Below are 12018 nucleotides of genomic sequence, written 5' to 3'. Positions count from 1 at the left end.
GAAAAAATTCACCCCCAGCAGCCAACACTGCGTGTCGGCGCCAGGCTTGCAGCGCAGCACGTTCTGCTCGCTTGAATTTTGCCTGCTCGCTGCGCTCGTCAGCCAAAACTCAATCAAAAAACACAATCGTATGAATAGTACCATCGCAAACAAGTGTGCTCGCCATGGATACAGAGCAATTTTTTCGGAGGAATCAATCGTCAATTCTCAGGCCAGTGCATGAGTCAACCACCTACAAGCAAAGCCGAATATTGCATCTGCACAGTTCGTTTTAAGCACCCCGCCCATCTGATTCCCAGCGCACAAAAAGCGCACAGCTGATGCGCTCGCGGCCAAATATGCGCAGCTGGTTTGCCTTCGCTGCGCTTGCATTTTTGGAATATTTACGGTATAATAAATGCGTAAAAACACTGGAGTATCAAGCTTTTCAGGGATTCCTTCTGCGTTAGGAGCGCACTAAGCGCCGTTAGCTCAGCTGGATAGAGCGTCTGGCTACGGACCAGAAGGCCGGGGGTTCGAATCCCTCACGGCGTGCCAAAAAGCTCGTGAAATCCAAGGATTTCACGAGCTTTTTTTATTTTCTTCCGCGTTTGTGTTCCCCCGCAAATGGAGCAGCCGCACAGCTATCAGATCAGGATCCATTCTGCCGCAGAATACCGTGACCGCTGCCTTTGCTTGCCGTAATGGAAAACATGATTTTTATGCCTGCGTGGATCAGAAAAACCACCGGATTTTTCCGCTGCCAAAGAAATTACCCGCTAAAAATTCAGATAATTTTGCTGTCTGCGGGCGAATTGGTGTTGCATCGGTCGGAAAAAAGCTATAAGCTATTATGGAATCATGTAAGCAAATAGCAGCGAGGGGGCAGAGACAGATGCTCAAGAAAATGTGGTATGTCTACACCGTCTATGAGGAAAAGAGCTTTTCCAAGGCGGCTAAACGGCTGTTCGTCTCGCAGCCGTCGCTCAGCGCCATGGTGAAGAAAGTGGAGAGCGATTATGATATCACCATTTTTGACCGAACCACAACGCCGATCTCGCTGACGCCGGAAGGAGAATATTATATCTCCGCGGCAAAGAAGATCCTGAGGCTGGACGCCGACATGCGGCAGCATTTCCGCGAGTGCTCCAAGGGGCTCAACGGCAGTGTGATGTTTGGCGGCGCGAGCTTTTTCTGTGCCAATATGCTCTCGGGGATCATCCGGCAGTTTCAAAGCGAATACCCCGACATTCATATCGGCTGGCAGGAACTGCGCAACGACGAACTGGCCAGTCAGATCCTCCAGAAAAAAATCGACTTTGCCTTTGAGGTCGACAAGATCGAGACGGATGGCATCACCTCGCTGAAGTTTGGCTCGGAGGAATTGATCCTGACTGTGCCCACCACCTTTGTGACCAATGCGCATCTGCGCAGCTGCTGCTTCCGCCCGGGTGATACGAGCAACGGTGTGCACAGTATTTACGAGGCGGAGCCGATCGATGTGGGCCTGTTCCGGGATGTGCCCTTCGTCTTTCTTCGGGAGGGAAATGACAGCTATTCCCGTGGAATCCAGATCTGCAAAAATGCCGGTTTTACGCCGAACATCATCATGCAGGTGGATTCTTCCATGACCACGTATCATCTCGCAGCCGCGGGCAATGGCGCCGCCTTTATCCGCCTTTCCGCCCTGTCGATCGAGGCATCGGGCAAACTGTGCTATTTCAGGATCGCCGACCCGCTGAACGTGCGGGACATTTTCCTTTACTACCGTGCGGCCGGCAGGTCCAGGGTGGAGGAAACGCTGCTTGCGTTTATCCGCGACATGGTCGGCGGCGTGCAGAAAATAGAATAATTTGCCATACGATTTTGGCTATAAGAAAATACACTTTTTTGTCTTGGACAGAAAAGTGTATTTTTTCTATAATCAAATTAAATAAATGTTTGATTCGAAAAAAATGATAGCAAAAGTCAGAACAGAAAGTGAGGAGGTTTATCATGATTACAGACGAGAAAATTTTGTTCGACGATGCTTTTTTGAAGGAGATCCAGGACAAGTTCTACTACGTGCACGAGGATTATCTCGGCAGAAAGCGCCAGTTTTTTGAAAATTCCGGCGGTTCTCTGCGCCTGAAGGCCGCTGTCGAGGAAAAAGCGCGGCTGGAAAAAATCCCCGACTGCCCCGAACGTATCCACGACACCTCCATGATGCTCAAGCAGGTCAAAGCGGACGGCATGCGCGATATCATGCAGGTGATCTTCGGCGCAAAGTCCGGCGCACTGGTGACGGAGCTGACGTCCTCTCAGGTGATGTTCCAGATCGTGAGCACCATTATGCGCAATGAAAAATGGGGCACCAACGCAGTCGTAACATCCATTGAGCATCCATCGGCTTATGACTCTGTGGAGCTTTACTGCGGTCTGACCAACCGGGAATTCCGCGTGGCGATGGCGAACCCCAAGACCGGCGGCGTCGATCTCGATGAGATCCTTAGCAAGATCGATAAGGACACGCTGCTGCTGAGCGTGATGAGCGCCTCCAACATCTCGGGCTATATTTTCGATATCGAGACCATCGTTCGGGAAGCGCGCAAGATCAATCCGGATATTTATATCCTCTCCGATGCCGTGCAGCATGCACCTCACGGCGTGCTGGATGTGGAACAGTGCGGCCTCGACGGCGTGACCTTTGCCCCCTATAAGATGTTCGGCATCCGCGGCTGCGGTTATGGCTACGTGTCCGACCGTGTTGCGAAAATGACGCACCACAAACTGCTCGCAAAGCCGGAAAAAGAGTGGGAGCTCGGCACCTTCCCGCATCCCAACTATGCAGCGATCACGGCGGTCGTCGATTACGTCTGCTGGATCGGCAGACACTTCACCGATTCGGACGATCGCCGCGAGCAGTTCGTTACCGGTATGACGCGCATCCACCTGCAGGAGCACTCCCTGCTGATCCACATGATGGAGGGAACCGACGAGGTTCCCGGCCTGCGCCATATTCCCGGTGTGCAGGTGTTCCTCGATTCTGCGGACACCGTGGACCGCGACCTTATCAGCGCCATCGGCATCAACGGCATCGACTTCACACAGCTGACGGCGGAGTATTACAAACGCGGCATCACGGTCTTTGAGCGCGTGAACACGAGCCTGTATTCCAAGCGCATCGTGGAATCTCTCGGCCTGACCGGCGCGATCCGCGTCTCCCCGCTGCACTGCCACAGCACGCAGGATATCGACGACTTCCTGCGCGTTACCGCCGAGATCGCAGCTACCGTGAAGGCATAAGGAAAAAAGATACAAACAGAAGGAGGGCGTAATCTTATGAGTAAATGGAAAAAGGTAGCACTTTGGAAAAAGATTCTGATCGGCGTTGTGATCGGTCTGATCATCGGTCTTGTGTCCCCGAAGGCCGCGGAGGTCATCTCGCCGCTCGGCGACATTTTCCTCCGTATGCTGAAAATGCTCATCGTACCGCTGGTGTTCTTCAGCATTACCAGTGGTGTGTGCAAGATGGGCGATGTCAAACAGCTCCGCACGGTTGGCATCCGCTATGTTCTGTGGATCATGGCCTCCGCGGTGATTGCCGCCATCTGCGGCGTGATCGGCGGCCTGATCGTTCAGCCCGGCCGCGGAACGACCGAATTCCTCGCCGCCGCCGAGGCGGCGGAGGCACAGTCTTACAGCTTCATTGACAACGTCATCAGCTGGTTCCCCACGAACATTGTGGAGTCCATGGCCAATGCCAACATGCTGCAGATCATCGTGTTCTGCCTGTTTTTGGGCGTTGCGCTGCTCGCTCTGGGCGATAAGGCAAAAACAGTCATTCGGTTCATCGACGAAGGCAGCGAGGTCATGCTCAAGATCACGGAGTATGTCATTGAGTTCTCTCCGTTCGGCATCCTTTCTCTGATTGCGACAATGGTCTCCACCATCAGCGGCGCGATGATGAAGGAAGTTCTCGTGTTCCTGATTACCGACAACGTGATCTGCCTCCTCATTCTGATTCTGGTTTACCCGCTGATCATCAAGCTGCTTGCCAAGCTGCCTCCGTTTGGCTTTATGCGCAAGATCGCTCCCGCGATCCTCGTTGCGGTCTCGACCTCTTCCTCCGCAGCCACCCTCCCGGTGTCCATCAAAATCAGCGAAGAGGATCTCGGCATTCCCGAGAACATCTACGGCTTCACCCTGCCTCTGGGCAACACGGCCGGTATGACCGGCTTCGCGGTGTTCATCGGCCTGTGCTGTGTCTTTGCATCGAATCTTTACGGCTTCCCCGTTACGTTTTCGAGCGTGCTCCAGTTCGTCTTCTTCGGCCTGATCCTGTCCATCGGCGCAGCTGGCGTCAAGGGCGCGGGCGTCGTGATGTCCGGCGTGCTGCTGGAGGCACTTGGTATGCCGCTGACTCTGATCCCCATTCTTGCGGCGATCTGGCCTGTGATCGACCCGGCGCACACGACGCTCAATAACGTCGGCGATCTGGTCGGCACCACGGTCGTGGCCAGAAGCCTTGACCGCATGGATATGGACGTGTACAACAACGCAAAATAAGATACACGGGTCCCGTCCCGCAGCATAGAAAAATAAACAAGCGCTATTCCGCTGCAGCGGAATAGCGCTTGTCTGCATACAGGACATTCGATGCAGCGGAGACGATGAAGAAGGCCGCAATTCTAATTCCGCATCGACCGCCCAACGCGGGCTCCCCGCAGACCGCGCGCACAGGTGCCGGCATAACGTTCCGGGATCTTTCCTGCGCAAAAAGCAGCAGAGGATGGATGCGTATATGACATTCTGAACATACCGCTCGAAAAGCGTGCTGTGCAGGAAATCAAGGCATATCTCGAAACCGTCATTGGTCAGCGCTTCCGCAGCTTCCATCATTTTATGAAGCCCTATGGCTATGCGATCAGGAAAGCCTCTGGCAATACAGCGAGCCCAAACTACGGCAAACAAATCATCACAAGGATTGGGACAGGCAAAACGTGAAAGGCGGGGAAAGTTTCTCGCGTTTCCTTTTATACCGCAAAATTTGCCCCCAACGGCAGCCAACACTTCGTGTCGGCGCCAAGCTTGCAGCGCAGTACGTGCTGCGCCCGTGCTGCTCGCTTGAATTTTGCCTGCTCGCTGCGCCTCAGCGGCGGTGCTTTTTCCCCTTGCGGGTTTTTTCCGGCTCGATGCCCTCGGCCTCGGCCATGGCGTCCACGGTCGCCTGCAGATCGTCGAGCTGGGCATGCACGGGCTTGAGCGCCTTTTCCACTTCCTGCGCGACGATGGTCTGGTAAAACCGGTAGCGCACGGCGACAGCGCCGATCGTGCCGACGGAGGCGGCCCCGCCCACGATGAGCGCGGTGCGGCGGAAGCGCGGTGAGCGCATCAGCTGCACGGCAACGGTCTTGATGCTCGGCTTTTTGAGCTGCTGCGCGGTGTTTGTGGCCAGCGCGGCCAGCTCCTTGCCGCTGTCGATGGTCTGGCGCAGGAGCGCGAGCTCCTGCTGCATGGCCTGGATCTGTTTTTTGCGTCTCATATATGGTCCCCCCTGTCATGAATTGGCTTTTCAAAGCGCGACCGGCGCACCGTTGAGCACGGCCTCGACGAGCGTGTCGCCCCGATAGCGCAGCTTGAGCAGGAAAAACGGCGCGTCCTCCGCCAGCAGGCGGAAGAAGATTTTGTCGCCCGCCCACAACGGCAGCGACGGCACGGCCGCCTTGTCTACCCACTCGAGATCCCCCTCGTCGCATTCGCGCAGCGTGCCGGTGAAGCCCGTCGCCGTGAAGAGGTACATGTATTCCCCCTCCCACTCGTCGGACAAAAACGTCACCACGCCGCGGCAGCGCCAGTCGGTCAGCGTCAGGCCGGTCTCCTCCTGCGCCTCGCGCAGGAGGCACTCGTCCGGCGTCTCGTCACGCTCGAACTTGCCGCCGATGCCGACCCATTTGTCGTGGTTGAGGTCGTGTTCCTTCTTCACGCGGTGCAGCATGAGATACTGCTCCCCGCGCTCGATATAGCAGAGTGTGGTGTTGCGCATGGTGCTTCCTCCTTGTCGATCGGTACGCCGCGGCTCACAATAGGCGCATACAGCGGGTGAGGTAGTCGATGGCGTCCTGCCCGGTCAGCCGCTGCGCGGCCGGGAGCTTGCGGAAATGATCCATCCAGACATTGAGCTGGTGCACCATCGCGCCGGAGCTGACGGTGTAGGCCGGCTGCGCGCCGCCGGATGCGCCGTCGAGCACGAAGGCGGCGTGCTGGTTGACGAACACGGACACCGACAGGTCGTCGTAATTGCAGACGCGGTTTTGCGTGCACAGGATGCACAGCCGCTCCGGCGTCCGGCGCAGCTGCTCGATCATGCTGCGCAGATGCTCGCGCCGCGCCTCGGGCGGCACGTCGATGACCGTGCCGAGAAAGTGCAGCCGCCCGGTATAAATATAGTCCACGAGCGCGAGCTGGTAGAGGAAGATCGTCTCGAAAAACTCCGCGCTGCCGAGAAACAGCTGCAGCTCCTGCCGCAGCTCGGGGTGCCGGGACAGAAAACGCTCCCGCAGCGGCTCCGGCAGGAAAAACGGCTGCATATGCCGCAGCAGGCATCGGCCGTGCGGCTGGGTGAAGTAATCGAGGAAATACTGCTGGCGGCGAAGCTGCTGCAGGTTCGGCGCCTGCGCGAGCGGCAGCCGGTCGCGGATGTAGGCATCGGCCGCAGCGCAGTAGCGCCCGACGAGCGCGGGGTCCGCCGTCTCGAGCAGGTATACCTCGCGCGAGAACGGCTCGCGCAGGTACTGCAGCATGAGCGCGTCGCGGATGAGGTAGACATACCCTGTGCGGCTGGCGCGAAATTCGTAAAATTCGTACCGGATCTGCTTCCCCAGCCCCAGCAGATAGCAGAGCGAGCGGCAGAAGCTGTCCGTGCGCGCGGAGACATCCTCCATGTCCACGAACTGCACCACGCGCAGCGCCGTGCCCGCCGAGAGGATGCCGCGCACGCGGCGGAAAAAGGCGTCGTTGTTCTTGAACTGCATGTGGATCGGCATCGTGCAGATCATGTCCAGCCGCGCCGAGGATGGCGCCTGCTGCAAGGCCATGAAGATGCCCTCGGGGAAGAGCGCGATGTCCTTGACCGGGCTCAGGCCGGCATTTTCCGCGCCGGTCGGCTGCGGCCGCTCGGGGCCGGCCGCCCGGTCGGCCGCGATCGTATCCGCCAGCAAGGACGCCAGCGCCGCCGAAAAGCCGGCATCGTCGGCCGCATCACAGCGCAGGTCAAACTGCCCGGCAATGCGCGCGCGCACATCCGGCGCGGCGTTGGCGGTCAGATAGGCGGCGATCTGCGCGGGCAGCGCATCGTTGCTGCGCAGCGACGGGTGCTTGACGCCGTTGATCCACCGGCTGATGTACGACGGGTCATAGCCGAGCGCGTCGGCAAGGTTGCAGCGCTTGACACCGCACAGCCGTGTCAGCTCCTGAAGGGTGCGCCCGAACGTCATATCCTCGCCTCCTCGCGTGCGCATTTCTTGACTCAGTGACGAAAAAGTCACGCATCTTTCCCATCCAGTATACGCGCTGCGCGCCGTGCTGGCAAGTCCGGATGCAAAAAATCGCGCGGCTGCGTGATTTTTTCAATATGACCGCGCAAAAGCACTTGGTCAAGTTGGGGCAATTTTTATGCACGAAAAGCAATCTGCATCCAGCGGATGCACTGTGCAGGGCGAAAAACGTGTGATAAGATATTGACGATCTCCGGAGGCGTTTCCCGAGTCAGCGCCGCGCGGCGCCGGCTGCCTGCCGGAACGGACAACGAATCAGCCCAAGCATGACAGCTTCAAAGGAGGGACTGCACTTGACCATCGATGCCGATCGCAAGATCAAAGAGCTGGCGCGCGCGATCATCGCCGACGCGGGCCTGCCCTACACACCGGAGCAGCTCGCGGAGATCCCCGCGATCCTCGCGGCCAAGAACCGCTATTTCTGGTGCATTGACAACCAGGAGTTTGACCTCATGCCGGACGTGTTCACGGAGACGGGCTTCCGCACTTTCTGGAGCGGCCGCCCCGGCTTCCGCGACCGTGACGCGCAGGTGGCCCAGAACCGCAGCACCTGCGGCGACGACATGGTGCCGATGCACTTCGGCTACAACCAGATCGTGCACTTCACCGGTCCGCGCAGCGCGCAGCTGCTGACCAAAATGCATGACTACCACACCTACAAGGACAACGGCCAGACCTACTCCGGCTACGGCCTGTATGTGGACGACCTGGTCAAATGTGACGACGATCGCTGGCGCATCCAGACGCTGCGCCTGACCTACCGTCTGCTCGACGGCAAACTGAGGAGGACAAAATAATGGATAGACTCAAAGGAAAAGTGGCCATCATCACGGGCGCTGCCGGCGGCATCTGCCACAAAGCGTCCGAGCTCTTCTGCCAGGAGGGCGCGAAGGTCGTCATGGTCGATATCGACCCGCAGGTCGAGCAGTTCAGCGCCGAGATCAACGCCAACGGCGGCGAGAGCATCGCGGTCGTGGCCGACGTGGCGCAGCGCGACACCTGGGTGCAGCTCAAGAAGCTGGCCGACGCAAAGTACGGCCGCATCGACACGGTCGTCAACGGCGCGGCGGCGTTCTCGCCCCCGACGCACGACTGGGCGCACATCACGTCCGAGATGATCGAGGACGTCATGCGCGTGAACATCGACTCCATGCTCTATTCTTACCAGACGGTGCTGCGCTACATGATGAAAAAGAAGATCCGCGGCAGCTTCCTGAACTTCTCGTCCTCGACGGCGCTGGCCTACAACGGCTCGGCCGTGCAGGGCTATCCGTTCTCGAAGGCGTGCATCAAGCTGGCCACGCAGAACATGGTCAACCAGGTCAGCAAGAAGTACGGCATCCGCTTCAACTGCCTCGCCCCGAACTACGTCTGGGTGCCCAAGCAGGAGAAGGTCTGGGATATGTACCGCGAGCACTTTGAGGCCACGACGCCGATGCCCTATGTCGGCATGCCGGAGGACGCGGCCTGGGCGGTCGTGTACCTGTGCTCGGACGAGGCCAAGTACATCAACGGCGTCTGCCTGCCGGTCGACGGCGGCTGGGCCGTGCAGAAGTGATCCAAGGAGTAAGATGTAATTATGCCTTCTATTCTGTCCCGGCCGATCCGAATCGGCCGCATGGAACTTAAAAACCGCATGGTCATGGCGCCGATGGGCGTCACGGTCGGCAACCTGAGCCCCGCCTCGGTGGCGTACTTTGCCGCGCGCGCCGAGGGCGGCGCGGCCATGGTGTTCTGCAACATCCGCGCCTCGCTCGCGTTCGAGTCCGGCGAGCACTCCATCTACCTCAACGATGAGACCGCGCCGCTGTTCCGCGACCTGGCCGAGCGCTGCCACGCCTGCGGCTGCAAGCTCGCCGCGCAGATCCAGCCCGGCGATGGGCGCATCGGCGGGCCGTCCGTGCGCTACAAAGTGCCCATCAGCGCGTCCGCCTGCCCGTGGATGCACGTGCCGCGTATGCGCTGCCACGCGCTGACGATCGATGAGATCCACGAGCTGGAGGAAGATTTCCGCCGCAGCGTGCAGATCGCGCTGCGCAGCGGGGCCGACTGTGTGGGCATCCACGCCTACGGCGGCTATCTGACCGACCAGTTTCTGACCCGTCGCTGGAACACGCGCACCGACGCCTACGGCGGCAGTCTGGAAAACCGCGCGCGCTTTCTCACCGAGCTCATCGCCATCTGCAAGGAAGAGGGCGGTGCGGACTTCCCCGTCATCGTCAAGTTCACGCCGGACCACTACATGGACGGCGAGGGCTACCGCGCCATCGACGAGGGCATCGAGCTGGCAAAGCTGATCGTCGCCGCCGGAGCGGACGCACTGCACGTGGACGCCGGCTGCCATGAAAACTGGCCCAACGCCATGCCGCCCGCCGGCATGCAGCAGATGACGCTGCAGTCGCGCTCGGCCAAGATCATCCGCAGCGTGGTCGATGTGCCGGTCATGACGCACGGCCGCTTCGGCGACGTGGACAAGGCGGAGGCTGCCCTGCGCGACGGCGTGTGCGACATCGCGGTCATCGGCCGCGGCCTGCTCGCCGACCCCGACCTGCCGAACAAGGTGCTGGCCGGCCGGCCGGACACGATCCGCCCGTGCATCTCCTGCAACGAGGGCTGCATCGCCCGCGTCTACAACGGCGAGACGGCGACCTGCGCGCTCAACCCGCGCTGCGGCCACGAGGACGGCAGCATCGACATTCCGCCGGCTGCCCACCCGAAAAAGATTCTCGTCGTCGGCGCCGGCCCTGCCGGCTGCATGGCGGCGCTCTATGCCAAACAGGCCGGCCATTCGGTCGAGATCTGGGAGGCGGGCGGCCACATCGGTGGCAACGCTCTGTGCGCCTGCAAGCCGTTTTTCAAGCGCGACATGCACCGCATGATCCGCTACTTCGAGCGCGAGCTGCTCGTGCACGACATCCCCGTGCGCTTTTACACCACGGCGACGCCGGAGCTCGCCGCGGCCTATGCGCCTGACCATATCCTCTGGGCGGCCGGCGGCCGGCCCATCGCGCCGAAGGCCATCCCGGGACTCGACTGCCCGAAGGTGTACCTTGCGACCGAGGCCCTGTGCGACTGCTGTGATGTGGGCGAGCACGTCGTCGTGATCGGCGGCGGACTCGTCGGCGTCGAGACGGCGCTGCAGATGGACATGTGGGGCAAGCACGTGACGTGCATCGACATGGCCAAGACCATCCCGTCGGAGCCGGGCTTCAAGATGAACGACATGCTCATGCGCGACTACATGGCGCGCTCGAACGTGGATTTCCGCCCCGCGACGAAGCTCGTGCGCATCGACGGCGATGCGTTCACGTGCAGCGTCACGGTCGAGCACGCGCACGAGCAGCAGCAGATCGCGTGCGACACGGTGCTGCTGGCGCTGGGCTTTGCCCCGACGGCGCAGGCCGCGGCCGCGTTTGAAGCCGTCGCCCCTGTGACGGTCCTCGGCGACGCGCAGCAGCCGCGCAAGATCCTCTTTGCCGTCAGCGACGCGCACGAGGCCGTGCGCAAACTCTCGGACTGAGCCCGAGCGCACCTGCATCGTTTCACGCATCATGTTCCCATTTCCACAGCGCAAGCGGCCCGCACCATCCGGTGCGGGCCGCTCTTGCTATTTCATTGCTGCGTCTTACCGCGTCACTGCGTATCGTCTTTGCCGTAGTATTCGCGCAGGAACGTCAGGAACATTCGCGCCGACGTGCCGATGGTGTTCACGGACTTGACCGCCGCGCCGAGCCGCAGCGCGATGGGTTTCTCCAGCTGGAGCACCCGCACCTGCCCCTCGTACCCGACGAGGGAAAACGACGACAGCACCGACACGCCGAGGCCGCCGGCGACCATGGACAGGATCGACCCGTCGTCCGACGCCGTGACCTCCAGCCGCGGGGTGTCCGGCGGGAGAAACGGCTCGATGTACTGGTCCGGGCTCGAGAGAAACGGCTCGCGCAGCAGCCGCTCGAGCGGGATGGTCTCCCCCTCCCACGGGAAGTCCGGCGGCACGACGGCCACGAGCGGCGTGTCCGCCAGCGGCAGAAAGTCAAAGCCCTGCGCGCGCGCCTCGTCCACGAGGGCGAGCTGGATCTCCCCGCTTGCGAGCGCGGCAGGCAGCTCATCACCGCGCACGAGCACGTCCATTTTAATTTCCGGGTGCAGCTCGCGGAAGGCGCGCAGCAGCTCCGGCAGACGCGCGCGGGCAATGCTCGCAAAGCAGCCGATGCGCAGCGTGCGCGTGCGTGGGTCATTCTGCTCGGCGGCCTCCTGCAGGAGCGTGTCGCACGCGCAGATCACATTTTGAATATAAGGCAGCAGCTGCTTGCCCGCGTCCGTCAGGCGGATGCCCTGACTGTCGCGCTCGAGCAGCGTACAGCCGACTTCAGCCTCCAGTTTGTTGACCAGGTGCGTCATGGCGGACTGCGTGTAGCCAAGCTGGGCCGCCGCCTTGCTGAAGCTGCCGCATTCCACCGCCGTAAGCAGTGCCCGCAGTTTTCCGTCGTCCATATGCTGCCTC

Annotated in this window: 12 protein-coding genes and 1 tRNA gene; 9 read left to right on the top strand and 4 right to left on the bottom strand. The window is 60.4% G+C overall.

What is annotated here, in order from left to right; translation table 11 throughout:
* Positions 1-460: 460 nt before the first annotated feature.
* The 6 genes from OGM61_03085 to OGM61_03060 all read left to right on the top strand — a co-directional run bounded on the left by OGM61_03085 (position 461) and on the right by OGM61_03060 (position 4965).
* Positions 461-537, top strand: a tRNA-Arg gene (locus OGM61_03085).
* Positions 538-658: 121 nt separating this feature from the next.
* Positions 659-826 (top strand): hypothetical protein, encoded by a 168-nt coding sequence (locus OGM61_03080; protein ID UYI85066.1) that lies wholly within the window; start codon positions 659-661, stop codon positions 824-826.
* Positions 827-874: 48 nt separating this feature from the next.
* The gene (locus OGM61_03075; GenBank protein UYI85065.1) at positions 875-1831 is read left to right on the top strand and encodes a LysR family transcriptional regulator; all 957 of its coding nucleotides are present in this window, start codon (positions 875-877) and stop codon (positions 1829-1831) included.
* 143 nt (positions 1832-1974) lie between these two features.
* The gene (locus OGM61_03070) at positions 1975-3264 is read left to right on the top strand and encodes an aminotransferase class V-fold PLP-dependent enzyme (protein UYI85064.1); all 1290 of its coding nucleotides are present in this window, start codon (positions 1975-1977) and stop codon (positions 3262-3264) included.
* 36 nt (positions 3265-3300) lie between these two features.
* Positions 3301-4527, top strand: coding sequence for a dicarboxylate/amino acid:cation symporter (locus OGM61_03065; GenBank protein ID UYI85063.1), 1227 nt, complete (start codon positions 3301-3303; stop codon positions 4525-4527).
* Between the two features lie 270 nt (positions 4528-4797).
* Positions 4798-4965 carry a hypothetical protein gene (locus OGM61_03060; protein ID UYI85062.1) on the top strand — a complete coding sequence of 56 codons (168 nt, stop codon included), beginning with the start codon at positions 4798-4800 and terminating at the stop codon, positions 4963-4965.
* Between the two features lie 145 nt (positions 4966-5110).
* On the opposite strand, the gene OGM61_03055 is transcribed toward OGM61_03060, so the two are convergent.
* Genes OGM61_03055 through OGM61_03045 form a run of 3 tightly spaced genes read right to left on the bottom strand, consistent with a single transcriptional unit; the run spans position 5111 to position 7454 of the window.
* A complete protein-coding gene (locus OGM61_03055; GenBank protein ID UYI85061.1) occupies positions 5111-5503 on the bottom strand; it encodes a hypothetical protein in 393 nt (130 codons plus the stop codon).
* Positions 5504-5533: 30 nt separating this feature from the next.
* Entirely contained in the window at positions 5534-6004 is a 471-nt protein-coding gene (locus OGM61_03050; GenBank protein UYI85060.1) for an 8-oxo-dGTP diphosphatase, read from the bottom strand.
* A 34-nt stretch (positions 6005-6038) separates the two neighbouring features.
* A complete protein-coding gene (locus OGM61_03045; protein ID UYI85059.1) occupies positions 6039-7454 on the bottom strand; it encodes a helix-turn-helix domain-containing protein in 1416 nt (471 codons plus the stop codon).
* A gap of 353 nt (positions 7455-7807) precedes the next feature.
* Between OGM61_03045 and OGM61_03040 the strand changes: the two genes are divergently transcribed.
* The 3 genes from OGM61_03040 to OGM61_03030 are packed head-to-tail and all read left to right on the top strand — an operon-like array spanning position 7808 to position 11034.
* A complete protein-coding gene (locus OGM61_03040; GenBank protein ID UYI85058.1) occupies positions 7808-8311 on the top strand; it encodes a nuclear transport factor 2 family protein in 504 nt (167 codons plus the stop codon).
* Positions 8311-9072 carry an SDR family oxidoreductase gene (locus OGM61_03035; protein ID UYI85057.1) on the top strand — a complete coding sequence of 254 codons (762 nt, stop codon included), beginning with the start codon at positions 8311-8313 and terminating at the stop codon, positions 9070-9072. Before OGM61_03040 ends, OGM61_03035 begins: the two co-directional genes overlap by 1 nt.
* Positions 9073-9132: 60 nt before the next feature.
* Positions 9133-11034, top strand: a complete 1902-nt coding sequence (locus tag OGM61_03030; GenBank protein UYI85056.1) for an FAD-dependent oxidoreductase — start codon at positions 9133-9135, stop codon at positions 11032-11034.
* Positions 11035-11147: 113 nt separating this feature from the next.
* On the opposite strand, the gene OGM61_03025 is transcribed toward OGM61_03030, so the two are convergent.
* Positions 11148-12008 carry a LysR family transcriptional regulator gene (locus OGM61_03025; GenBank protein UYI85055.1) on the bottom strand — a complete coding sequence of 287 codons (861 nt, stop codon included), beginning with the start codon at positions 12006-12008 and terminating at the stop codon, positions 11148-11150.
* Positions 12009-12018: the final 10 nt, after the last annotated feature.

The sequence above is a fragment of the Clostridiales bacterium genome (assembly GCA_025757645.1).
Lineage (GTDB): Bacteria > Bacillota > Clostridia > Oscillospirales > Oscillospiraceae > CAG-103.
Note: the sequence above shows the minus strand (reverse complement) of the source record. Positions and strands in the feature narration are given on the sequence as shown.